The organism is Ramlibacter sp. GCM10027632, from assembly GCF_042675325.1.
GTDB lineage: Bacteria > Pseudomonadota > Gammaproteobacteria > Burkholderiales > Burkholderiaceae_C > Ramlibacter.
The window spans coordinates 336,095-358,106 of record NZ_JBHTGW010000001.1 but is presented as its reverse complement, the minus strand read 5'-3'; the positions used below and the strand labels follow the sequence as shown (position 1 = coordinate 358,106).

The window sequence follows — 22,012 nt, the reverse complement described above, 5'->3', positions numbered from 1 at the left end:
TGTCTGCCGTGGCTGGATCCGCGATTGTCCGTCCTGATTTCTCCCTGCCGGAGGCGGTCTGGCGCGCCCACGAGCTGGCTGCGCGGGACGAGGCCGTCCTGCCCAGCGGCCTGCCGGCGCTGGACGCGGTGCTGCCGGGTGGCGGCTGGCCGGTGGGGGCGCTGGTCGAGCTGCTCCAGGCGGTGCCGCACCAGCAGGTCTGGCGCCTGCTGGCGCCGGTCCTGGCCCGGGCCCTGGCGGCGCAGGCCGGGCCGGTGCTGCTGGTGGCGCCGCCGCACCCGGTCTTCGCGCCCGCGCTGGCGGCGCAGGGGCTGCCGGCGGGCCGGCTGCTGTGGGTGCGGGCCGAGGCGCCGTCCGCCCGGCTGTGGGCGGCCGAGCAGGCCCTGCGCTGCACCGAGGTGGCGGCGGTGCTGGCCTGGCTGCCGCAGGCCCGGCCGGCCGACCTGCGCCGGCTGCACCTGGCCGCCCAGCCGCGCCGGCGCCTGCTGTTCGTGATGCGGCCACAGGCCGCCGCCGCCCAGGCCTCGCCGGCGCGCCTGCGGCTGCGGGTGGCGGGCGGGGCGGGGGCCAGCGACTCCCTGCAGCTGGACGTCCTCAAGCGCCGCGGCCCGCCGCTGGCCGCGCCGGTGTGCCTGCCTCCCTGGCACGGCCTGCTGGGGCAGCTGCTGCGCGCCCGTGCCGGCGACCCCCTTCCCGGACGCTCCCATGGACTGGATCGCGCTGCAGCCTTCGCGTGAGGACGCGGCGCCGGCCTGGGGCTGGCAGGCCCTGCGCTTCACGCCGCGCGTCGCCCGGGTGGAGGAGGCGGTGCTGCTCGAGGTCTCGGGCAGCCTGCGCCTGTTCGGCGGGGGCGAGGCGCTGCTGCGCGCGCTGCTGGCGCCCGGGGCGGCGGTGGGCCTGGACCTGGACCTGGACCTGGACCTGGACCTGGAGCCGGAGCCGGAGCCGGAGCCGGAGCCGGAGCCGGAGCCGGAGCCGGAGCCGGAGCCGGAGCCGGAGCCGGGGTCGGGGTCGGGGCCGGAACTGGGGCCGGTGACTTGGGCGCGTGCCGCCACCTCCCTGGTGGCGCTGGCCCTGCTGCGGCTGCGGGCGGCCGGCGTGCCGCCGCCGGCCCGCCTGCCCGACGACCTGCCGCTGGCGGTGCTGTCCGCCGCCGCGCCGCACCAGGACCTGCTGGCGCGCGCCGGCCTGCGCACCTGGGGCCAGCTGCGCGCCCTGCCGCGCGGCCCGCTGGCGCGGCGCTTCGGACCGCCGCTGCTCGACGCGCTCGACGCCGCCTGGGGCCTGCGCCCCGAGCGCTACCCCTGGCTGCAGCTGCCCGAGGTGTTCGACCAGGGCGTCGAGCTGCCCGCCCTGGTGGCCGACGCGCCGGCGCTGCTGGACGCGGCCCAGCACCTGCTGGCGCTGCTGCAGCTGTGGCTGCGCGCGCGCCAGCGCGGCGTGCTGGCCTTCGAACTCGAGTGGACGCTGGACCTGCGCCGGCTCGACGGCGTCGAGCTGCCGCCGCGCCAGCAGCTGGCGGTGCGTACCGCGCAGGCGGTGCAGGCCCCGGACCACCTGCGTCGCCTCGCCGGCGAGCAGCTGGCCCGGGTGCGCCTGGCCGCCCCGGCCAACCACCTGCGCCTGCGCACGCTCGAGACCGTGCCCTGGCCCGGCGCCAGCCGCGGCTTCCTGCCGGAGGATGCGGTGGAGGGCGAGCGGCTGCACGAGCTGGTCGAGCGCCTGTCGGCCCGCCTGGGCGAGGACGCCGTGCAGGTGCCCGTGCCGCAGCAGGACTGGCGGCCCGAGCGCCGCCAGCGCTGGGAGCCGGCGCTGCGGCACCTGCACGGGCTGGCTGGCGGGACGGTCGCAGGACGGGGCGCGGGACAGGGAGCAGGGCAGGGAGCTGGACAGGGAGGCAGCACGGTGCGCCACCTGGCGGGCCAGGGCGCCTCGCTCGCCGACAGCCTGATGCCGCCCTGGCTGCTGCCCGAGCCGCTGCCGCTGGAGGTGCGCGGCGACCGGCCCTGGTACCAGGGGCCGCTGCGCCTGCTCACGCGCCGCCAGCGGGTGGAGACCGGCTGGTGGGAGGACGGACCGCACGGCCGCGGCGCCGTGGTGCGTGACTACTGCATCGCGCGCAGCGAGCGCGCCGGCCTGCTGTGGGTGTTCTGCGAGCACGGGCCCGGGCCGGCCGGCTCGCCGCGATGGTTCCTCCAGGGGCTGTATGCCTGAGCCGCCGCCGAAGCCGCAGCTGCCGCCCCTGGAGGACGAGGACCCGCCGCCGCACCTGCCCGGCGACGAGCCGCCCCTGCCCGCGTACGCCGAGCTGCAGTGCCTCACCAACTTCAGCTTCCAGCGCGGCGCCTCGCACCCGCACGAGCTGGTGCGCCGCGCCTTCAACCTGGGCTATGCCGCCCTGGCCCTCACCGACGAATGCTCGGTGGCCGGCGCGGTGCAGGCCTGGACCGCGCTGCGCGAGCACCTGCAGGCCGCGCGCCGGCTCGAGCAGGAGGACGGCCTGCCGCGCCTGCGCCCGTTCCGCCTGCTTTTCGGCAGCAGTTTCGCGCTGCCCGAGGGCGAGGTGGTGGCCCTGGCGCGCAACGCCTTCGGCTGGGGCGACCTGTGCGAGTTCATCACCGCCGCGCGCCGCGCCGCGCCCAAGGGCGGCTACGCCGTCGACTGGGCCGGCAGCGACTGGGCCCTGCTGGCCGGCTGCGAGTGCCTGTGGGTGCCGCGCCGCGACCGGCCCGACGCGATGGACGCCGCCACCCTGCGCGCCGGCCTGCGCCGCGCGCGCGAGTGCCTGGGCCCGCGCCTGTGGCTCGGCGTGTCCCTGGCCGGCGAGCTGGGCGACGACCTGTGGCTCGCGCTGCTGCGGCAGGCCGGCGCCGAGCTGGGCGTGCCCCTGGTGGCGGTGGGCAGCGTCCACATGCACCGGCGCTCGCGCAAGCCGCTGCTGGACGTGCTCGCCGCAGTGCGCCAGGGCCGCCCGGTGGCCGAGTGCGGCTTCGCGCTGGCGGCCAACGGCCAGCGCCACCTGCGCTATCGCGCGGCGCTGGCCCAGGCCTTCCCGCCCGACCTGCTCGAGGCCACCGGCCTGGTGGCCGCGCGCTGCCGCTTCGACCTCGGCGACATCCGCTACAACTATCCGCTCGAGTCGGTGCCGCCGGGGCGCCGCCCGATCACGCAGCTGGCGCGCCTGGCCCTGCGCGGCGCGCGCCGGCGCTACCCGCAGGGCCTGGCGCCCGTCCACCGCGCGCAGCTGGCCAAGGAGCTGCGGCTGATCGCCGAGAAGCGCTACGAGATGTTCTTCCTCACCGTGGAGGACATCGTGCGCTGGGCCCGGGGGCAGGACATCCTGTGCCAGGGCCGCGGCTCCTCGGCCAACTCGCTGGTGTGCTATTGCCTGCACATCACCGAGGTCTCGCCGGAGAAGTCGAACATGCTGTTCGAGCGCTTCATCAGCCGCGAGCGCGACGAGGCGCCCGACATCGACGTCGACTTCGAGCACCAGCGCCGCGAGGAGGTGATCCAGTACATCTACGCCAAGTACGGCCGCGAGCGCGCCGCCATCGCCGCGGTGGTGGTGCGCTGGCGCACCCGCAGCGCGCTGCGCGACGCCGGCAAGGCCCTGGGGGTGGACGCGCGCCTCGTCGATGCCTTCGCGAAGGACCACCATTGGTTCGACCGCGAGCTGCTGGCGCAGCGCCTCGCCCAGGCCATGCAGGAGACCGGCGTGCAGGAGCCGCCGCACCGCCTGCGCCTGTGGCTGGCGGTGGCGCGGCAGCTGGCCGGCTTCCCGCGCCACCTGAGCCAGCACGTCGGCGGCTTCGTGCTCACGCAGGACAAGCTCACGCGCCTGGTGCCGGTGGAGAACGCCGCCATGCCGGACCGCTCCATCATCCAGTGGGACAAGGACGACCTCGAGGCCATGGGCCTGCTGAAGGTGGACGTGCTGGCCCTGGGCATGCTCAGTGCCTTGCGCCGGTGCCTGCAGCTGTCCAACCAGTGGCGGGGACGTGACTGGCGCCTGCAGCAGGTCCCCACCGAGGACCCGCAGGTCTACGACATGCTGTGCCGCGCCGACACCGTGGGCGTGTTCCAGGTGGAGAGCCGCGCGCAGATGGCGATGCTGCCGCGCCTGCGCCCGCTGACCTACTACGACCTGGTGGTGCAGGTGGCCATCGTGCGGCCCGGGCCGATCCAGGGCGGCATGGTCCACCCCTACCTGCAGGCGCGCCAGCGCCGGCGCGAGGGCCGGCCCATCGCCTACGTCAGGGACGAACTCGCCGGCCCCCTGGGCCGCACCTTGGGCGTGCCGATCTTCCAGGAGCAGGTGATGCAGCTGGCCATGGTGGCCGCGAAGTTCAGCGCCGACCAGGCCGACGCGCTGCGCCGCTCCATGGCGGCCTGGTCCCGCAAGGGGGGGGTGCACCGCTTCCGCGAGCCGCTGGTGGAGGGCATGGTGGCCAACGGCTACCCGCGCGACTTCGCCGAGGGCATCTTCCGGCAGATCGAGGGCTTCGGCGAGTACGGCTTTCCCGAGAGCCATGCCGCCAGCTTCGCGCTGCTGGTGTACTTCAGCAGCTGGTTCAAGCGGCACGAGCCGGCCTGCTTCCTCGCTGCGCTGCTCGACGCGCAGCCCCTGGGCTTCTACTCGCCCTCGCAGTTGATCCAGGACGCGCAGCGCCACGGCGTCGAGGTGCGGCCCATCGACGTCACCGCCAGCGGCTGGGAGTGCGCGCTCGAGGTGCCCGGCACGGCGCTGGGCGAGGAGGCGCCGGGCTTCGACCCGCGCCGCCTGCAGCCCGCCGTGCGCCTGGGCCTGCGCCTGGTCGGCGGCCTGGGCGAGGCAGCGGCGCGGCGCATCGCCCGGGCGCGGGCGCAGGCCCCGTTCACCGACGTGGAGGACCTGGCCCTGCGCGCCGGCCTGGACCGCGGCGACCTCGGCGCGCTGGCCTCGGCCGACGCCCTGGCCACGCTGGCCGGCCACCGCCGCCAGCAGGTGTGGGCCGCCACCGGCGCGCGCCGCGCCGCCGGCCTGCTGCGCGAGGCGCCGGTGCGCGAGGACCTGCTGCACCTGCCGGCCGCGGGGGAGGGCGAGGACATCGTCTTCGACCATGCGGCCACCGGCTTCACCCTGCGCCGCCACCCGCTCGCGCTGCTGCGCGCGCGGCTGGACGCTGCGGGCTGGCGCAGCGCGCAGCACCTGAACACCCTGGCCGACGGCCGTCCCGCGCGCGCCTGCGGCCTGGTCACCCTGCGCCAGCGCCCGGGCACCGCCAAGGGCGTGATGTTCGTGACGCTGGAGGACGAGACCGGCAGCATCAACGTGATCGTCTGGCCTTCGCTGGTGGACCGCCTGCGCGACGTGCTGCTGCGGTCCCGCCTGCTGGCCATCTCGGGCACCTGGCAGCGCGACGCCTCCAGCGGCGGGCGGGCGCGCCACCTGGTCGCCCGCCATGCCGAGGACCTCACGCCGCTGCTGGGGCGGCTGGCCGGGGCCCACGGGCGCAGCCGGGATTTCCACTGAAGCCGCCGCGCGGCCGCCGTTATCCTGCGGCCATGCCCGAGCCCACGTGCCGCCTCTTCGTCGGCCTCGTTCCCGACGAGGCCACGCGCGCGGCCCTGCTCGCCTGGCGCGCCCGCTGGGCCTGGCCGCGCGGCACCGCGCTCTCGGCCCCGGCCCATGCGCACCTGACCCTGTCCTTCCTCGGCGAGATCGATGCCGCGCGCCTGCCGGCGCTGCGCGCGGCGCTGGACACGGTGGCCGTCGCGCCCTTCACCCTGCGCCTGGGCCGGCCCGAGGCCTGGCACCACGGCCTGGTGGTGCTGCGCCCTGACCCCTGCGAGGCTCTCGACGCGCTGCAGGGCCGGGTCACCGCGGCCCTGCGGTCCGCCGGCTTCCCCGCCGGCGAGGCCCGCTGGAAGCCCCACCTCACCCTGGCGCGCAAGGCCCCGGGCGCCCAGCCGCCGGCCGTGCCGCCGGACATCGACTGGCCGGTGCGCGGCTTTGCCCTGGTCTGGTCACGCCTGCCGCCGCAGGTGCCGGTGGCGCGCTACGAGCGCGTGGCGGCCTGGGGCGAGGTGCCGCCCATTCCGGGCCGCTGACGTCGCCGGCCCGATGCCCTGGTGCGTCGAGCCGCTGCGACTGCTTCGGCTTGACAGGGGACACGGTGTTCAGTCTTCGCCTGGCGGCGCCTGCCCCAGGCTTTCCAGCAGCAGGTCCAGCGCCAGCCGGGGCACCGGCTTGAGCGGCGCCCCGTGCCGTGCCATCACGCCGATGGTGCGCTCCACGCTGGCGCCCTCCAGCGCGACGCCGACGAGGCCCGGGTGGGTCTCGGGCAGCGACATCCGCGGCACCAGGCCCAGCCCCAGGCGGGCCTCCACCAGGCTCAGGACGGTGGACACCCGGTTCACCTCGATGAACACCGGCGGCAGGTCGCCGGCCGACCGCAGCAGCTGGTCGACATAGGGCCGGTTGCCGCTGGCGCGCGAGACGGTGATCAGGCGCTCCTTCTGCAGTCGCGCCCACCCGATGCGCTTGCGCCCGGCCAGCGCATGGCCGCGCGGCACCGCCACCACGTACGGGTCGCGGCTCAGGGGCGTGAAGTCGACCTCCGGCGCGCGCCGCTGCATGAAGCCGATGCCGAAATCGGCCTCGCCGGCAATCACGTGCTGGGTGACCAGGGCCTCGGTGGAGTCGAGCAGGCGGAACTGCACGCCGGGCAGGCGCTCGGCGAACAGCCGCAGCATGCGCGGCACCAGGGTGAAGGTGGTGGAGGGCACGCAGGCGATGGTGACCTTGCCGCTGCGAAGCCGCGAGGTCTCCTGGATGCCGAGGGCGGCGCGCTCCAGCGCGTCCAGCGCATCGCGGGCGGGGTCGACGAACGCGCGGCCGGCCGGCGTCAGCGCCACCCGGCGCGTGGTGCGTTCGAGCAGCCGCGCGCCCAGCGTGCGTTCGAGCTTGTCGATGCGCCGCGACAGCGCGGGCGCCGACAGGTGCAGCCGCTCGGAGGCCGCGCGGAAACTCGCGCACTCGGCCACCTCGACGAAGGCCGAGAGCTCCTGGAGATCGAGATTGATGCGAGTCATGCAGCAATAGTTTGAAAAATTGCAATTTACACAATTTTCACCGACACCCAGAATCCGCGGAATGCCCGCCGGGCTTCGTCCTGCACATCCCTCGCACTCCTTCTGAGGCTCCCCATGAACCGACGCTCCACCTTCCGCCTGCTGCCCGTGCTGCTCGCCGCCCTGACCGGCACCGCCGCCATGGCCCAGGCCTTCCCGCCCAAGCCCACCATCACCCTGACCGTGGGCTTCGCCGCCGGCGGCGCGGCCGACACCGCGGCGCGCATCATCGCCAAGAAGCTGGGCGAGAACATCGGCGCCACCGTCGTCGTCGACAACAAGCCCGGCGCGGGCGGCAACATCGCCCACTCGCTGGTCGCCAACGGCCCCGCCGACGGCAGCACCATCCTGCTCGGCTCCATCGGCCCGCTGGCGCTGGCGCCGCACATGATGAAGGTCACCTACGACCCGCTGAAGGACCTGGCGCCCATCGCCATGGCGATCAACACGCCCAACCTGCTGGTCGTGCCCGCGAACTCCCCCTACAAGACCTTCGCCGAGTTCATCGCCTTCGCCCGCAAGAACCCGGGCAAGATCGACTTCGCCTCGACCGGCCCCGGCTCGGCCTCGCACCTGGCGGGCGAACTGGTCAACGACATCGCGGATGTCGACATGCTGCACGTGCCGTACAAGGGCGGCGCCCCGGCGATGCAGGACCTGCTCGGCGGCCGCGTGGCTGCCCACTATTCGACCGTCTCCACCGCCAAGCCCCACATCGACGCGGGCAAGCTGATCCCCCTGGCCAGCACCGGCCCGCAGCGCCTGGCGAGCTACCCCAAGGTCCCGACGGTGGCCGAGTCCGGCTTCCCGGGCTTCAGCGCCACGAACTGGTATGCCTTCGTGGCCTCGTCCAAGGTGCCCAAGGCCACCCTGGACCGCTGGAACACCGAGATCGTCAAGGTGCTCAAGTCGCCCGACGTGATCGAACAGCTCAATACCCACGGCCTGACCCCGCAACCCAGCACCCGCGAGGAGCTGGACAAGACCATCCGCACCGAGTACGCGACCTACGGCCGCGTGATCAAGCAGCGGAACATCAAGGGCGAATAAGCCCCCCCTACCGACAACACCCGGAGACATCCCCATGGCATTCCTTCGTTCCGTCGCCGCGCGTTCGCGCTTCCTGGTCCTCGCCGGCTCGCTGCTGTTCGCGCAACTGGCGTCCGCCGCCGAGATCAAGGTGATCACCTCGGGCGCCTTCACCGAGGCCTACAAGGTGCTGGTGCCGATGTTCGAGGCGGCCACCGGCCACAAGGTGGTCAGCTCCTTCGGCGCCTCGGTGGGCAACGCGCCCGACTCGATCCCGAGCCGCTTCGCCCGTGGCGAGCGCTTCGACGCGGCGATCCTGTCCGAGGGCGGCCTGGAGGCCCTGGTCAAGGAAGGCAAGCTGGTCGCGGGCAGCCGCATCGACCTGGCCCGCTCGCAGATCGGCGTGGCGGTGAAGAAGGGCACGCCGAAGCCCGACATCAGCACCGTCGAGGCGCTGAAGAAGACGATCCTGGAAGCCAAGTCCATCGCCTACTCGGCCAGCGCCAGCGGCACCTACCTGTCCAGCGAGCTGTTTCCCAAGCTGGGCGTGACCCATCGCACCGACGTGACTGCCAAGCGCATCTTCAGCGAGCGCGTGGGCGCCGTGGTGGCGCGTGGTGACGCCGAGCTGGGCTTCCAGCAGGTCAGCGAACTGATCTACTTCAAGGAGCTGGACTTCGTGGGCACGCTGCCGGAGTCGGTGCAGCAGACCATCTTCTTCTCGGGCGCGATCGTCAGCGGCGCCGAGCAGGCTGAGGCGGCGCGCCAGCTGCTTCGCTTCCTGTCCTCGGCGTCCGTGGCGACCATCGTGCGCGGCACCGGGCTGGACCCGGTGGCCAACAAGTAAGGTCGGCCGCCAGGCCCGCGCCCCGGGTTCGGGGTGGCGGGCGCGGCGCTGCGGCCACTCGCCCAACCCGGCGCGTGGCCGCCAGGGCCTGCCAGCGAATTCCACGGATCCGGGGAATTCGCTGACAGGCCTTAAACTTGCGGCGGGTGCCGTCTCGCGCTGGGGCGAGGCGGCAGGTTGTCGCGATGGTCGGGCCGCCTCGCGGATTTGCCGCGACCATGACCTCACCCACGTCCCTCCAGATCATCGGCGCCGTCCTTTTCGGGCTGGCCGTCCTGCACACCTTTTCCTCCCGCATCTTCGAGCGCCTCGCCCACCGCCACCCACGGCATGCCGGGGTCTGGCACCTGCTCGGTGAAGTCGAGGTCGTCTTCGGCTTCTGGGCGATGGTGCTCATGGTCTTCATGTTCGTCCTGGCGGGGAAGGCCGAGGCCACCAACTACCTGGACAGCCGCAACTTCACCGAGCCGATGTTCGTGTTCGCCATCATGGTGATCGCGGGGACGCGGGCCGTCCTGCAGGTGACGGGGAGCCTGGTGCGCGTGGTGGCTGGATTCCTCCCGCTGGACAGAGGCCTGGCGCTGTACTTCCTGCTGCTGGCGCTGGTGCCGCTGCTCGGGTCGTTCATCACGGAGCCGGCGGCGATGACGCTCGCGGCGCTGACCTTGCGACACACCCTGTTCGCGCATCCCGTGTCGCGGAAGCTGAAATACACCACGGTCGGCGTGCTGTTCGTGAACATCTCCATCGGCGGGACGCTCACGCCCTTCGCGGCCCCGCCGGTGCTGATGGTCGCCGCCAAGTGGGACTGGGACCTGTGGTTCATGGTCTCCAATTTCGGCTGGAAGGCGGCGGTGGCCGTGGTGGTCAACGCCGGTTGCGCCATGCTCCTGTTCCGGCGTGAACTCGGCGCCATGGCGGCCCGGCCCGCGCGGGCCGAAGCGCCGGTGCCGTGGCCGGTGGTGCTGGTGCACCTGCTGTTCCTGCTCGGCGTGGTGGCCTTTGGGCACCATCCTGCGATGTTCATGGGGCTGCTGCTGTTCTTCCTGGGCTTCGCGACCGCGTACAGCCGCCACCAGTCGCCCCTGATCCTGCGGGAGGGGTTGCTCGTGGCGTTCTTCCTCGCAGGGCTGGTGGTGCTGGGCGGGCAGCAGCAGTGGTGGCTGCAGCCGTTGCTCATGGGCATGGACGGCACCACCGTCTTCTTCGGCTCCATCGCCCTGACGGCCATCACCGACAACGCGGCGCTCACCTACCTGGGCTCGCTGGTCGACGGCCTGACGGAGGAATTCAAGATCGCGCTGGTGGCGGGTGCGGTGACGGGGGGCGGCCTGACGGTGATCGCCAATGCGCCGAACCCCGCAGGCGTGGCGATCCTGCGCGGGAATTTCGAGGGCAATGCGGTGCACCCGCTGGGGCTGCTGGTGGCGGCGCTGCCGCCCACGCTGGTGAGCGTGCTGGCGTTCCGGCTGCTGTAGCCGGGGCGCATCCGCCGCGGAGGGTGGAGCGGGCGATGGGAATCGAACCCACGTCTTGAGCTTGGGAAGCTCAGGTCCTGCCATTGAACGACGCCCGCAGGAGTGCCGCGATTCTAGCCGGCTGGCGGAAGGCGCATCCGGCGGCGGCACCTTTGTGCAACTCTCCTGCGTTGTCCATGTGTGAACAAGTGATTACACTATGTCCATCCTCGCCATCAAGCGCACGCCGGAGTTCGATGCCTGGATGAGCGGGATCAAGGATGGCATGACCCGCATTCGCCTCGCGCGTCGCTTGGACAAGGCGCAGCGCGGCTTGCTGGGCGATGTGGCCGCTGTGGGTGAAGGAGTTTGGGAAATGCGCGAGCACTTCGGCCCCGGCTGGCGCATGTACTACGTGGAACGGGGCGAGGTGCTGGTGGTGATGCTCGGCGGCGGTTCCAAGGGCACCCAGCAGGCCGATATCAGCGCGGCGATAGCCCTGTCCCGCACCCTCGAGGAGTAGTTGACCATGTCCCGAAAGCTCAAAGTCTCCGAACTGCCCGACTTCGACATGGCCGAGATGCTCAAGTCGGAGGAGGACATCGCCAACTACCTGACCCTGGTGCTGGAAGAAGGCGACATGGCGGAACTGACCCATGCGCTGGGGGTGGTGGCCCGTGCCCGGGGCATGAGTGTGGTCGCCGAGCAATCGGGCCTGACCCGAGAGGCTCTGTACAAGGCATTGCGTCCCACCTCGCATCCTCGCTTCGACACGATCCACCGCGTGTGCCAGGCCTTGGGGGTCCGCCTGGTGGTCCAGCCCACCCAACGCTGAGTCCGGCTCAGATCTCGCCCGACGACTCCCGACCCGCCGGTGTCGGCTGGAAGCCGCCGCCTGTGCCAGCACCGCCGCCGCCCTGGCGGCCGCCCGGCAGGGGGCCTGCTGTCATCGAGCCCACACGGCTGGATGCCGCCTGCGTGGTCCGTGCCAGCTCTTCGCGATTGGCCTGTCCTCGCGCCCACCAGCTGCGCACGACTTCGGCGGCCGTGTCCCGCCCCCCGAGCCCGAACGACAGCCCCAGCGCCAGCGCGATCGCCCCCACGAAGGCCATGAACAGCGTGTTCACCAGCTCGGTGGCGATGCCGATCTGGTTGACCGCCACCACGATGGCGAAGGCCCACACCAGGGTGTTGGCCACCTTGGCCAGGAACTCGGGGTTGCCCAGGCCGCCCTCGGCCGCCGCGCCCCGCACCACGTTCGACAGCGCCCGCGCCGCCAGCCCGCCGATCACCAGCACCATCAGCGCCACCACCACGTTGGGCAGCCACAGCAGCAGCTGGCGCAGCACCTCGGACACCGCCGGCAGGCCCAGCGCGTCGAAGGCCACCACCAGCGCGATCAGCCGGATGAACCACTTCGCCACCAGCCCGATCATCCCGGACGAGTCGGTGCCCGCGCCCATCTTTCGAACGAAGTCCGCAAAGCCCGAGCGCTCGGCCAGGTCGTTGAAATGGATCGCCCTGAGCACCGCCGCCACCGCCCGCTCCGCGAGCGACGCGATCAGCCAGCCGGCCAGCACGATGACGACGAAGCCCAGGATCTTGGGGACCGCGGAGAACAGCATCGCCATCGCTGCGGCCAGCGATGACATGAGGGCGGTGCCCCAGTCGGAAATGATCGTCGTGTCCATGGCAGCCTCCGGTACATCGGGTGAGGCAGCCACTTTCACGAGGCCGGGCGACGGGCGACGTCGTCTGCCGCCCGCCGCGCATGTAGGAGGCGGAAAGCGCCGCGGCCGCCCGGGCAGGTGCCCAGGGCGGCCGCGTCACGACCCGGGGCCGGCAGGTCAGGCCGGCAGGTAGCCCTCGACCGAGAGGTAACGCTCGCCCGTGTCGTAGTTGAAGCCCAGCACGCGGCTGCCGGCCGGCAGCTCGGGCAGCTTCTTGGCGATGGCCGCCAGCGTCGCGCCCGAGGAGATGCCCACCAGCAGGCCTTCCTCGCGGGCGCTGCGGCGGCCGTATTCGCGCGCCTCCTCGGCGCCGACCTGGATCACGCCGTCGAGCAGCTCGGTCTTGAGGTTCTTCGGGATGAAGCCGGCGCCGATGCCCTGGATCGGGTGCGGCGCGGGCTGGCCGCCGGAGATCACCGGCGAGGCCTCGGGCTCGACGGCGAAGACCTTGAGCTTCGGCCACTTGGCCTTGAGCACCTGGGCCACGCCGGTGATGTGTCCGCCGGTGCCCACGCCGGTGATGATCGCGTCCAGTCCCTCGGGGAAGTCGGCCAGGATCTCCTGCGCCGTGGTGCGCACGTGCACGTCGATGTTGGCCGGGTTCTCGAACTGCTGCGGGATCCAGGCGCCCGGGGTCTGCGCGGCGAGTTCCTCGGCGCGGGCGATCGCGCCCTTCATGCCCTTTTCGCGCGGGGTCAGGTCGAAGGTGGCGCCGTAGGCCAGCATCAGGCGGCGGCGCTCGATGGACATGCTGTCTGGCATCACCAGCACCAGCCTGTAGCCCTTGACCGCGGCCACCATAGCCAGGCCCACGCCGGTGTTGCCCGAGGTCGGCTCGATGATGGTGCCGCCGGGCTTGAGCTGCCCGCTGGCCTCCGCCGCCTCGACCATGGACAGGGCGATGCGGTCCTTGATCGAGCCGCCCGGGTTGGCCCGCTCGGATTTCACCCACACCTCGTGGCCGCCGCCGAACAGGCGGTTGATGCGGATGTGCGGGGTGCCGCCGATGGTGGCGAGGATGCTGTCTGCCTTCATGCTGGGGGTCTCCGTGAGGGGGTGGATCGGGTTACTTGAGGATATCGCCCACGCAGAGGTATTTCATCTCCACGTACTCGTCGATGCCGTGCGCGGAGCCTTCGCGGCCCAGGCCGGACTGCTTGACGCCGCCGAAGGGCACGTGCTCGGTGGCGATGATGCCCACGTTGATGCCCACCATGCCGTACTCCAGCGCTTCGCTCACGCGGAAGATGCGGCCGACGTCGCGGCTGTAGAAGTAGCTGGCCAGGCCGAACTCGGTGTCGTTCGCCGCGGCGATGGCCTCCTGCTCGGTCTTGAACTTGAAGACCGGCGCGAAGGGGCCGAAGGTCTCCTCGCGCGCGCACAGCATGTCGGCGGTGGCGCCGGCCACCACGGTGGGCTCGAAGAACTGGCCGTGCAGCCGCTTGCCGCCGGCGACCACGCGGCCGCCCTTGGCCACCGCGTCCTCCACGTGGCGCTGCACCTTCTCCAGCGCCGCGTCCTCGATCAGCGGGCCCTGCACCACGCCGTCCTCGAAGCCGTTGCCGACCTTGAAGGCCTTCACCCTGGCGGCGAACTTCTCGACGAAGGCGTCGTACACGCCCTCCTGCACGTAGATCCGGTTGGCGCAGACGCAGGTCTGGCCGGCGTTGCGGTACTTGCTGGCGATCGCGCCCTCGACCGCGGAGTCCAGGTCGGCGTCGTCGAAGACGATGAAGGGCGCGTTGCCGCCCAGCTCCAGCGCCAGCTTCTTCACCGTGGGCGCGCTCTGCGCCATCAGGATGCGGCCGACCTCGGTGGAGCCGGTGAAGCTGATGTGGCGCACCGTGTCGCTGGCGCAGAAGGTCTTGCCGACCGCGATGCTGTTGGCGCCGTCGGCGGTGACCAGGTTGATGACGCCGGCGGGGATGCCGGCGCGCACCGCCAGTTCGGCGGCGGCCAGGGCGGTGAGCGGGGTGAGCTCGGCGGGCTTGATCACCACCGGGCAACCGGCGGCCAGGGCGGGCGCGACCTTGCGGGTGATCATGGCCAGCGGGAAATTCCAGGGCGTGATCGCGGCGCACACGCCGATGGGCTGGCGCACCACCATCAGGCGGCGGTTGTTGTCGAACTGGGGGAGGGTCTCGCCGTTGATGCGCTTGGCCTCCTCGGCGTACCACTCGACGAAGCTGGCGGCGTAGGCCACCTCGCCCTTGGCCTCGGCGAAGGGCTTGCCCTGTTCGGCGGTCATGAGGCGGCCCAGGTCCTCCTGGTTCGCCATGAGCAGGTCGAACCACTTGCGCAGGAGGATGCTGCGCTCCTTGGCGGTCTTGGCGCGCCACGCGGGCCAGGCGGCGTCGGCGGCGGCGATGGCGGCCTCGGCCTCGGCGGGGCCGAGGTTGGCCACGTCGGCCAGCTTGTGGCCGGTGGCCGGGTCATGCACCGCGAAGCGGCCGGCGCCCGGGACCCAGCGGCCGCCGACCAGGGCATCGGTCTTGAGCAGGCTGGGGTCCTTGAGCAGGGCGAGGGGGGAGGTCTTCATGTCCATTCGTGTCTCCTGGATGGCTGTCTCGCGCCGCATTGTGCGCCCGGCGCGGACCGGTTGCCGGCGGCGCCGGCACGCGCAGGGGCGAAACCTATAATCGCAGGCTTCGCCTGGGCCATCTCGCGCCCGGGCCACGACACGCCCAGACCATGAGCTCCACCCACGCCAAGCCCTCGATCACCGTCGCCGACATCCGCAAGACCTTCCTGGACTTCTTCGCCGCCAAGGGCCACACGGTGGTCGAGTCCAGCCCGCTGGTGCCGGGCAACGACCCCACGCTGATGTTCACCAACTCCGGCATGGTGCAGTTCAAGGACGTCTTCCTCGGCACCGACAAGCGCCCCTATGTGCGCGCGGCCTCGGTCCAGGCCTGCCTGCGCGCCGGCGGCAAGCACAACGACCTGGAGAACGTGGGCTACACCGCCCGCCACCACACCTTCTTCGAGATGCTGGGCAACTGGTCCTTCGGCGACTACTTCAAGCGCGAGTCGCTGAAGTGGGCCTGGGAGCTGCTCACCGAGGTCTACCAGCTGCCGGCCGAGCGCCTGTGGGCCACCGTCTACATCGACGACGACGAGGCCTTCGACATCTGGACGAAGGAGATCGGCCTGCCCGCCGAACGCGTCGTGCGCATCGGCGACAACAAGGGCGCCAAGTACGCCTCCGACAACTTCTGGATGATGGCCGACACCGGCCCCTGCGGCCCGTGCTCCGAGATCTTCTACGACCATGGCCCCGAGGTCGCCGGCGGCCCCCCCGGCAGCCCCGAGCAGGACGGCGACCGCTACATCGAGATCTGGAACAACGTGTTCATGCAGTTCGACATGCAGCCCGATGGCTCGCTGCGCCCGCTGCCCGCGCCCTGCGTGGACACCGGCATGGGCCTGGAGCGCCTGGCCGCCATCCTGCAGCACGTCCACAGCAACTACGAGATCGACCTGTTCGACACGCTGATCAAGGCCGCCGCGCGCGAGACCGGCGTCACCGACCTGGCCAACCCCTCGCTGCGCGTGATCGCCGACCACGTGCGCGCCACCGCCTTCCTGGTGTCCGACGGCGTGATCCCGTCGAACGAAGGCCGCGGCTACGTGCAGCGCCGCATCATTCGCCGCGGCATCCGCCACGGCTACAAGCTGGGCCGCAAGCAGCCCTTCTTCCACAAGCTGGTGCCGGACCTGGTCGCCCTCATGGGCGACGCCTACCCGCGCCTGAAGGCCAACGCCGCCCGCATCACCGAGGTGCTGAAGGCGGAAGAAGAGCGCTTCTTCGAGACGCTCGAGAACGGCATGGACATCCTCGACGCCGCCCTGAAGGACGGCGCCAAGGTCCTGCCCGGCGAGGTGGCCTTCAAGCTGCACGACACCTACGGCTTCCCGCTGGACCTGTCGGCCGACGTCTGCCGCGAGCGCGACGTGTCGGTGGACGAGGCCGGCTTCCACGCGGCGATGGAAAAGCAGAAGGCCGCCGGCCGCGCCGCCGGCAAGTTCAAGATGGACCGCGCGCTGGAGTACACCGGCGCCGGCAACACCTTCATCGGCTACGAGAAGCTCGAGGCCCCCGCGAAGGTGCTGGCTCTGTACGTCGACGGCACGCCCGTGGCCGACATCAAGGCCGGCCAGGTCGGCGTGGTGGTGCTGGACACCACCCCCTTCTACGCCGAGAGCGGCGGCCAGGTGGGTGATGCCGGCGCCCTCGTCGCCGGCTCGGCCCGCTTCACCGTGGACGACACCCAGAAGATCAAGGCCGACGTCTTCGGCCACCACGGCACCGTCGCCGAGGGCACGCTGGCCGTGGGCGACGCGGTGACGGCCCAGGTCGACATGGCCCGCCGCGCCGCCACCATGCGCAACCACTCGGTCACGCACCTGATGCACAAGGCCCTGCGCGAGGTGCTGGGCGACCACGTGCAGCAGAAGGGCTCGCTGGTCGACGCCGACAAGACCCGCTTCGACTTCACCCACAACGCCCCCGTCACCGCGGCGCAGATCCGCGAGATCGAGGCCCGCGTGAATGCCGAGATCCTGGACAACCACGCCACCCAGGCCCGCGTGATGGACATCGAGTCCGCCAAGGCCACCGGCGCGATGATGCTGTTCGGCGAGAAGTACGGCGACACCGTGCGCGTGCTGGACATCGGCACCAGCCGCGAGCTGTGCGGCGGCACCCACGTCGCGCGCACCGGCGACATCGGCCTGTTCAAGGTGGTGGCCGAGTCCGGCGTGGCCGCCGGCGTGCGCCGCCTCGAGGCCGTCACCGGCGCCAACGCGCTGGCCTACCTGCAGCAGGTCGAGGCCACGGTGAATGCCGCCGCCGCCACGCTCAAGGCGCCGGCCACCGAGCTGCAGTCGCGCCTCGGCCAGGTGCTGGAGCAGGTCCGCGCGCTGGAGAAGGAAGTCGCCGCCCTCAAGGGCAAGCTGGCCTCCTCGCAGGGCGACGAGCTCGTCTCCCAGGCGGTGGACGTCAAGGGCATCAAGGTGCTGGCCGCCACCCTGGCGGGCGCCGACGCCAAGACGCTGCGCGACACCATGGACAAGCTCAAGGACAAGCTCAAGACCGCGGCCATCGTGCTGGCGGCCGTCGACGGCGGCAAGGTACAGATCGCCGCCGGCGTCACTGCCGACAGCATGGGCAAGGTCAAGGCCGGCGAGCTGGTGAACTTCGTCGCGCAGCAGGTCGGCGGCAAGGGGGGCGGCAAGCCCGACATGGCCATGGCCGGCGGCACCGACGCCGCGGCCCTGCCGGCGGCGCTGCAGTCGGTGCAGGCCTGGGTGGCCGAGCGCGCCTGAGCCCCCGCGGCGTGATGCGACCCTCCGCGCGAACGCCCCGAGCCCTGCGTGCCTGCCTGGCCGCGGGGCTTTTTCTTTGCGGCCTCGCCGCCGCCATGGGCGCCCGGGCCGCCGAGCCCGAAGCCGTCGCCTTCGACAGCCTGGACGGCACGCCCCTGCAGGCCTGGGTCTACCGCCCCGAGGGCCCGCCGCGCGGCGCGGTGGTGGCCCTGCATGGCTGCGGCGGCCTGTATGCCCGGGCGGGCGCACGGGCCGGGCGGCTCAACCCGCGGCACCACGCCATGGGCGAGTGGCTGCAGGCCCGCGGCTACCTGGCGGTGTTTCCCGACAGCCTGCGCCCGCGCGGCATCGATTCCCTGTGCGCGCAGAAATTCGCCGAGCGCCGCATCGACCCCGGCGGACGCCGCGCCGACGCCCAGGCCGCCATGGCCTGGGCCGCGGGCCAGCCGGGGAGCGACGCGAACCGCATCGCGCTGCTCGGGTGGTCGCATGGCGGCAGCACGCTGCTGGCCACGACCAACGCGAACCGTGAGGAAGTGCGCCGCCACCCGGTGCAGCCGCGCGTGGCCGTCGGCTTCTACCCGGGCTGCGGCGCCTCGCTGCGCGCGGGCTACCGGGCGGCCGTGCCGCTGGTGCTGATGCTTGGCGAGCTGGACGACTGGACCCCGCCCGGCCCCTGCGTGGAGCTGGGCCAGGCGGTGGGCGCCGAGGTCCATGTATTCCCCGGCAGCTACCACGACTTCGACACCCCGGTGGGCCGGGTGGTGCTGCGCACCGACATTCCCAACGGCCTGCGCCCGGAGATGGGCGTGCACACGGGGCCGAACCCGGCGGCCCGTGAGGCGGCCTACCGTCGCCTGGCCGAGGTGCTGGACACCGCCCTGCGCTGAGCCGGTCGCGCCCGCGTCCGGCGCTCGCGTCCGGCGCGTGGGGCTGGCGTGCGAGGCTGGCGTGCGAGGCTGGCGTGCGAGGCTGGCGGCGGCCTGACTCCCGACGAGAAAAGGCATACGTTTTGCGTCATCGCAGGACGTCCAACAGCCGTCGCCCGGGGAGGGCCTGCGCATGCCATCACAGCACTTCGAGGATTTCTGCCGCCAGGTCTGCGCGGCGGCGGGCGTGGCCGCGCCCCGGCTGGAGCCGGAGGGCGAGGGGCCGCCGACCTTCAGCCTCGACTACCAGGGCGTGCGCATCGGCCTGGTGCAGGCGCGCGCCGGGGACGCCGCGGCGGCGGTGATGCTGGTGGACTTCGGGCCGCCGCCCGTGCAGCGCCAGGCCGAGGCCTTCCGCGTGCTGCTCGAGTCCAACTTCCTGATGCTGGGCGAGCGCTCGCCGGCGTTCGGCCTCGACCCCACCACGGGGCATGTCATGTACCACCAGGGCTTCCGGCTCACCGAGGCGGATCCCGGGGGCCTGGGCCGCAGCCTCGGCGCCATCACCGAGGCGGTGGCGCGCTGGCGCGACGACCCCTTTCCGCCGCAGGACGCGCACCCCGTCCCCGCCGACCTGGCCTGACAGGCCGAGGCCCGGCCCCGCGGCCGCCGATACCCGATTCCGCCGTTTCCAACCCGGGAGCATGCCCATGATCCGCAACGACAGACCCGCCCTCGCGGCCCCGCAGCCATGGCAGGTGCCGGACGACCCGCCCGAGCCGCCCTCCGGCGTGCCCGTGCCCCTCGGCCGCTCGCTGGCCACCGTCGCCCGCGCCGGCGTGCGGGGCTGCCTGCATACCTTCGGTGTGCTGATGGTCGGCCTGCTCGCCAAGGCCGGCACCTACGCCTGCTCGGCCACCGGCCCGCGCACCGCCGGCGTGGTGGCCAACGGGCTGGTGATCGGCGCCTCGGGGCTGGGCATGGTGCGCGGGGTCGAGGTCGCCGTCGAGGGCGTGCGGGCGGCGGCGCAGGCGCCGGGCCGGCCGCAGGCCGTCGGCCGCACCTGCAAGGCCATCGGGACCTCGCTGGCCCTGGCGGCCTCGCTCGTGCCCGCGACGGTGGCCCTGTGCGGCGACCGCGACGCGCAGCGCCTGGGCGCCCAGTTGCTCGCCATCAATGCCGGGCGGGTGGTGCAGGGCCTGGTCTCGGACGTGGCGGCGGACCTGAGCGCCGGCATGGCGCTGCCGACGCGGCTGGCGGGGCCGGACGGCCGCACGGTGGCCCCCGGCACCCTCGCGTACCAGCACGCCCTGCTGGCGGGGCCGCAGGCGCCGGCCCGGGGGCTGGCGACCCTGGGCGGCATGACGGTGCCGGCCCTGGTGCCCTATGCCCTGGCGGTGTGGGGCGTCAGCGCCCACGTGATGCCGCGGGTGGCCGAGTCCCTCGGCGTGGCCGAGCCGCCCGCCTTCGGCGAGGGGCCGTGGCTGGACCACTACCTGTCGTCGTTGTCGGTGGGGGTGGGCATCGCCCTGATCGAGGGCCTGCAGACCCTGGCCGCGACGGCGATCGACGCCGCCGTCCTGGGGGCCCGGGGCCTGGCCACCGACGAGGCCCTGGCGCCGCCCCAACCGGGTGCGGCGGCGCGGCCCGAGTCGGGGCGCTGCCTCGACGCGGTGCGCCGGCTCACGGAGAACCTGCGCGACCGCGCCAGCCTGCGGCTGTTCTTCAATGCCCTGTTCCTCGACACCAGCGTGGCGCTGACGCTGATGGCGCCGCAGCACCTGGCGCCGGCGCTGTCGGCGGTGGCCTGGGCGCTGATCGATCCGCAGCGGGCGCTGGGGACGCTGGCCAGGCACCGCAGCGCGCTGGCCGAGTTGCCGCCACAGTCCGGCGACTTCCTGACCGAGGCGGTGGCCGACGAGGAGGCCGCGCCAGTGCGGGTGCATCCCGCGCCCCGGCTGCTGGGGGAGGGCGCGCCGGACCGGCGGGTGATGCGTGACGCCTGATCAGGCTCGCCGGAACACCACGTCCCACACCCCGTGGCCCAGCTTCAGGCCGCGGTTCTCGAACTTGGTGAGGGGGCGGTAGTCCGGCTTGGGCGCGAAGCCCTCGGCGGTGTTTTTCAGCAGCGGCTCGGCGCCCAGCACCTCGAGCATCTGCTGCGCGTAGGGCTCCCAGTCGGTGGCGCAGTGGAAGTAGCCGCCGGGCGCCAGGCGCTTCGCGAGGCGGGCCACCAGCGGCGGCTGGATCAGGCGGCGCTTGTTGTGGCGAAGCTTGTGCCACGGGTCGGGGAAGAACACGTGGATGCCGGCCAGGCTGCCCTCGGGCAGCATGTGGTCGACGACTTCCACCGCGTCGTGCGCGCAGATGCGGATGTTGGTCAGGCCCTGCTCGCCGATGCGTTTGAGCAGCGCGCCGACGCCCGGCTCGTGCACCTCGCAGCACAGGAAGTTGTCCTGCGGGCGGACGCCGGCGATGTGGGCCGTGGCCTCGCCCATGCCGAAGCCGATCTCCAGGATGGTGGGGGCGGGTCGGCCGAAGGCGGCGGTGAAGTCCAGCGGCTGGCCGGTGTAGGGCAGCAGGAACTGCGGGCCGTAGACCTCGAACGCCTTGGCCTGGCCGGTGGTGGTGCGGCCGGCGCGGCGCACGAAGCTGCGGATGGTGCGGGGGTGCTGCACGCCTTCGGGAGGGGTCCCCTCGGGCGTTTCCTTGGAATCAGTCATCCCCGTATTGTCGCGGCCCAGGCGCGGGTCGCCGCGGCGAGCCAGGCGGCGATGCGGGTGCCGGTGGCGGCGGTGGCGGATGCCGCGGCGTGCGCGCCGGCGATGTCCAGGCCGAGGCAGGCCCCGGCCTCGCGCAGCCGCTGGAGCGGGTCGGCCAGGTCCAGCGGTGCGGCGCCGTTCTGCTTGGACAGCTTCTCGCCGTTGGGGCCCAGCACCAGCGGCGTGTGCAGGTAGCGCGGCGTGGGCAGGCCCAGCGCGCGCTGCAGGGCCACCTGGCGCGCGGTGTTGTCGGCCAGGTCCTCGCCGCGCACGACGTCGGTGATGCCCTGGTCGGCGTCGTCCACCACCACCGCGAGCTGGTAGGCCCACAGGCCGTCGGCCCGGCGCAGCACGAAGTCGCCGACCTCGCGGGCCAGGTCCTGGCGCTGCGGGCCGAGGCGGCGGTCGGTCCATTCGAGGGTGCCGGCGTCGCGGGTGAGGAAGCGCCAGGCCCGCGCGGGCCTGCCGTGCAGGCCGTCGCGGCAGGTGCCGGGGTAGACCAGCTCGCCGTGGCGCTCGCGGGCATGGCCGGCCGCCTGCAGGGCCTGCTCGATGTCCTTGCGCGAGCAGCCGCAGGGATAGGCCAGGCCGGCGGCGGCGAGCCGGTCCAGGGCCGCCTGGTAGTGCGCGCCGCGGGCCGACTGCCACACCGGCGGCGCGTCGGGAACCAGGCCGCAGGCGGCGAGCTGGCGCAGGATCTCGCGGTCGGCGCCGGGCACGCAGCGCGGCGTGTCCACGTCCTCGATGCGCACCAGCCAGCGCCCGCCGTGGGCGCGCGCGTCCAGCCAGCTGGCCAGCGCGGCGACCAGCGAGCCGGCGTGCAGCGCGCCGGTAGGGGAGGGGGCGAAGCGGCCGGTGTAGCTCAAGGCCCGCG

General features: G+C 73.0%; 19 protein-coding genes and 1 tRNA gene. 13 read left to right on the top strand and 7 right to left on the bottom strand.

The features are described 5' to 3' along the window. Window positions 1-8: 8 nt before the first annotated feature. The 4 genes from imuA to thpR are packed head-to-tail and all read left to right on the top strand — an operon-like array spanning window position 9 to window position 6,093. Window positions 9-737, top strand: coding sequence for a translesion DNA synthesis-associated protein ImuA (gene imuA / locus ACFQZY_RS01595; RefSeq protein WP_377411770.1), 729 nt, complete (start codon window positions 9-11; stop codon window positions 735-737). After that, window positions 706-2,214: a DNA polymerase Y family protein gene (locus ACFQZY_RS01590; protein WP_377411768.1), complete on the top strand. Its 1,509-nt coding sequence runs from the start codon at window positions 706-708 to the stop codon at window positions 2,212-2,214. Before imuA ends, ACFQZY_RS01590 begins: the two co-directional genes overlap by 32 nt. Further along, entirely contained in the window at window positions 2,207-5,515 is a 3,309-nt protein-coding gene (locus ACFQZY_RS01585; protein WP_377411766.1) for an error-prone DNA polymerase, read from the top strand. Before ACFQZY_RS01590 ends, ACFQZY_RS01585 begins: the two co-directional genes overlap by 8 nt. 32 nt (window positions 5,516-5,547) lie before the next feature. Continuing rightward, window positions 5,548-6,093 carry an RNA 2',3'-cyclic phosphodiesterase gene (gene thpR / locus ACFQZY_RS01580; RefSeq protein WP_377411764.1) on the top strand — a complete coding sequence of 182 codons (546 nt, stop codon included), beginning with the start codon at window positions 5,548-5,550 and terminating at the stop codon, window positions 6,091-6,093. Between the two features lie 69 nt (window positions 6,094-6,162). Here thpR and ACFQZY_RS01575 read toward each other — a convergent pair whose 3' ends face one another. Further along, entirely contained in the window at window positions 6,163-7,077 is a 915-nt protein-coding gene (locus ACFQZY_RS01575) for a LysR family transcriptional regulator (RefSeq protein WP_377411762.1), read from the bottom strand. A gap of 114 nt (window positions 7,078-7,191) precedes the next feature. On the opposite strand from ACFQZY_RS01575, the gene ACFQZY_RS01570 reads away from it, so the two are divergent. From ACFQZY_RS01570 to ACFQZY_RS01560, 3 genes are all read left to right on the top strand, one after another. Then, window positions 7,192-8,166 carry a Bug family tripartite tricarboxylate transporter substrate binding protein gene (locus tag ACFQZY_RS01570; RefSeq protein ID WP_377411760.1) on the top strand — a complete coding sequence of 325 codons (975 nt, stop codon included), beginning with the start codon at window positions 7,192-7,194 and terminating at the stop codon, window positions 8,164-8,166. Between the two features lie 34 nt (window positions 8,167-8,200). Then, complete coding sequence (locus ACFQZY_RS01565; protein WP_377411758.1) at window positions 8,201-8,992, top strand: substrate-binding domain-containing protein; 792 nt, start codon at window positions 8,201-8,203, stop codon at window positions 8,990-8,992. A gap of 218 nt (window positions 8,993-9,210) precedes the next feature. Next, window positions 9,211-10,470: a putative Na+/H+ antiporter gene (locus tag ACFQZY_RS01560; RefSeq protein WP_377411756.1), complete on the top strand. Its 1,260-nt coding sequence runs from the start codon at window positions 9,211-9,213 to the stop codon at window positions 10,468-10,470. A gap of 24 nt (window positions 10,471-10,494) precedes the next feature. Here the strand turns inward: ACFQZY_RS01560 and ACFQZY_RS01555 are convergent. Further along, a tRNA-Gly gene (locus ACFQZY_RS01555) sits at window positions 10,495-10,568 on the bottom strand. Between the two features lie 107 nt (window positions 10,569-10,675). Between ACFQZY_RS01555 and ACFQZY_RS01550 the strand changes: the two genes are divergently transcribed. Then, a complete protein-coding gene (locus tag ACFQZY_RS01550) occupies window positions 10,676-10,972 on the top strand; it encodes a type II toxin-antitoxin system RelE/ParE family toxin (RefSeq protein ID WP_377412612.1) in 297 nt (98 codons plus the stop codon). 6 nt (window positions 10,973-10,978) lie between these two features. After that, on the top strand, window positions 10,979-11,284 hold the full coding sequence (locus tag ACFQZY_RS01545; protein WP_377411754.1) for an addiction module antidote protein: 306 nt from the start codon (window positions 10,979-10,981) through the stop codon (window positions 11,282-11,284). Between the two features lie 7 nt (window positions 11,285-11,291). On the opposite strand, the gene ACFQZY_RS01540 is transcribed toward ACFQZY_RS01545, so the two are convergent. The 3 genes from ACFQZY_RS01540 to ACFQZY_RS01530 all read right to left on the bottom strand — a co-directional run bounded on the left by ACFQZY_RS01540 (window position 11,292) and on the right by ACFQZY_RS01530 (window position 14,724). Beyond that, window positions 11,292-12,140, bottom strand: a complete 849-nt coding sequence (locus tag ACFQZY_RS01540; protein WP_377411752.1) for a small-conductance mechanosensitive ion channel — start codon at window positions 12,138-12,140, stop codon at window positions 11,292-11,294. A 156-nt stretch (window positions 12,141-12,296) separates the two neighbouring features. After that, window positions 12,297-13,214: a cysteine synthase A gene (gene cysK, locus ACFQZY_RS01535; protein WP_377411750.1), complete on the bottom strand. Its 918-nt coding sequence runs from the start codon at window positions 13,212-13,214 to the stop codon at window positions 12,297-12,299. Between the two features lie 31 nt (window positions 13,215-13,245). Continuing rightward, window positions 13,246-14,724: an NAD-dependent succinate-semialdehyde dehydrogenase gene (locus tag ACFQZY_RS01530; RefSeq protein WP_377411749.1), complete on the bottom strand. Its 1,479-nt coding sequence runs from the start codon at window positions 14,722-14,724 to the stop codon at window positions 13,246-13,248. 146 nt (window positions 14,725-14,870) lie between these two features. On the opposite strand from ACFQZY_RS01530, the gene alaS reads away from it, so the two are divergent. The 4 genes from alaS (at window position 14,871) to ACFQZY_RS01510 (ending at window position 20,382) form a co-directional block, all read left to right on the top strand. Next, window positions 14,871-17,507, top strand: a complete 2,637-nt coding sequence (gene alaS, locus ACFQZY_RS01525) for an alanine--tRNA ligase (RefSeq protein ID WP_377411747.1) — start codon at window positions 14,871-14,873, stop codon at window positions 17,505-17,507. Between the two features lie 95 nt (window positions 17,508-17,602). Further along, on the top strand, window positions 17,603-18,397 hold the full coding sequence (locus ACFQZY_RS01520) for a dienelactone hydrolase family protein (RefSeq protein WP_377411745.1): 795 nt from the start codon (window positions 17,603-17,605) through the stop codon (window positions 18,395-18,397). A 172-nt stretch (window positions 18,398-18,569) separates the two neighbouring features. Next, window positions 18,570-19,019: a CesT family type III secretion system chaperone gene (locus tag ACFQZY_RS01515; protein WP_377411743.1), complete on the top strand. Its 450-nt coding sequence runs from the start codon at window positions 18,570-18,572 to the stop codon at window positions 19,017-19,019. A 67-nt stretch (window positions 19,020-19,086) separates the two neighbouring features. Beyond that, entirely contained in the window at window positions 19,087-20,382 is a 1,296-nt protein-coding gene (locus ACFQZY_RS01510; RefSeq protein ID WP_377411741.1) for a hypothetical protein, read from the top strand. Here the strand turns inward: ACFQZY_RS01510 and trmB are convergent, their stop codons facing one another. Together trmB and gluQRS are read right to left on the bottom strand one after the other, a co-directional pair. Continuing rightward, window positions 20,383-21,099, bottom strand: a complete 717-nt coding sequence (gene trmB / locus ACFQZY_RS01505; RefSeq protein WP_377411739.1) for a tRNA (guanosine(46)-N7)-methyltransferase TrmB — start codon at window positions 21,097-21,099, stop codon at window positions 20,383-20,385. Beyond that, window positions 21,096-22,004 (bottom strand): tRNA glutamyl-Q(34) synthetase GluQRS, encoded by a 909-nt coding sequence (gene gluQRS, locus ACFQZY_RS01500; RefSeq protein ID WP_377411737.1) that lies wholly within the window; start codon window positions 22,002-22,004, stop codon window positions 21,096-21,098. Before gluQRS ends, trmB begins: the two co-directional genes overlap by 4 nt. Between the last annotated feature and the right edge of the window lie 8 nt (window positions 22,005-22,012).

Excerpts from the sequence above, each read along its gene's own strand:
- ACFQZY_RS01530 (WP_377411749.1), bottom strand. The coding sequence starts at position 14,724 with ATGGACATGAAGACCTCCCCCCTCGCCCTGCTCAAGGACCCCAGCCTG.
- ACFQZY_RS01540 (WP_377411752.1), bottom strand. The coding sequence starts at position 12,140 with ATGGACACGACGATCATTTCCGACTGGGGCACCGCCCTCATGTCATCG.
- ACFQZY_RS01545 (WP_377411754.1), top strand. The coding sequence starts at position 10,979 with ATGTCCCGAAAGCTCAAAGTCTCCGAACTGCCCGACTTCGACATGGCC.
- trmB (WP_377411739.1), bottom strand. The coding sequence starts at position 21,099 with ATGACTGATTCCAAGGAAACGCCCGAGGGGACCCCTCCCGAAGGCGTG.
- cysK (WP_377411750.1), bottom strand. The coding sequence starts at position 13,214 with ATGAAGGCAGACAGCATCCTCGCCACCATCGGCGGCACCCCGCACATC.
- ACFQZY_RS01575 (WP_377411762.1), bottom strand. The coding sequence starts at position 7,077 with ATGACTCGCATCAATCTCGATCTCCAGGAGCTCTCGGCCTTCGTCGAG.
- ACFQZY_RS01510 (WP_377411741.1), top strand. The coding sequence starts at position 19,087 with ATGATCCGCAACGACAGACCCGCCCTCGCGGCCCCGCAGCCATGGCAG.
- ACFQZY_RS01520 (WP_377411745.1), top strand. The coding sequence starts at position 17,603 with ATGGGCGCCCGGGCCGCCGAGCCCGAAGCCGTCGCCTTCGACAGCCTG.
- ACFQZY_RS01515 (WP_377411743.1), top strand. The coding sequence starts at position 18,570 with ATGCCATCACAGCACTTCGAGGATTTCTGCCGCCAGGTCTGCGCGGCG.
- ACFQZY_RS01565 (WP_377411758.1), top strand. The coding sequence starts at position 8,201 with ATGGCATTCCTTCGTTCCGTCGCCGCGCGTTCGCGCTTCCTGGTCCTC.
- ACFQZY_RS01570 (WP_377411760.1), top strand. The coding sequence starts at position 7,192 with ATGAACCGACGCTCCACCTTCCGCCTGCTGCCCGTGCTGCTCGCCGCC.
- ACFQZY_RS01590 (WP_377411768.1), top strand. The coding sequence starts at position 706 with ATGGACTGGATCGCGCTGCAGCCTTCGCGTGAGGACGCGGCGCCGGCC.
- alaS (WP_377411747.1), top strand. The coding sequence starts at position 14,871 with ATGAGCTCCACCCACGCCAAGCCCTCGATCACCGTCGCCGACATCCGC.
- ACFQZY_RS01560 (WP_377411756.1), top strand. The coding sequence starts at position 9,211 with ATGACCTCACCCACGTCCCTCCAGATCATCGGCGCCGTCCTTTTCGGG.
- ACFQZY_RS01585 (WP_377411766.1), top strand. The coding sequence starts at position 2,207 with ATGCCTGAGCCGCCGCCGAAGCCGCAGCTGCCGCCCCTGGAGGACGAG.
- thpR (WP_377411764.1), top strand. The coding sequence starts at position 5,548 with ATGCCCGAGCCCACGTGCCGCCTCTTCGTCGGCCTCGTTCCCGACGAG.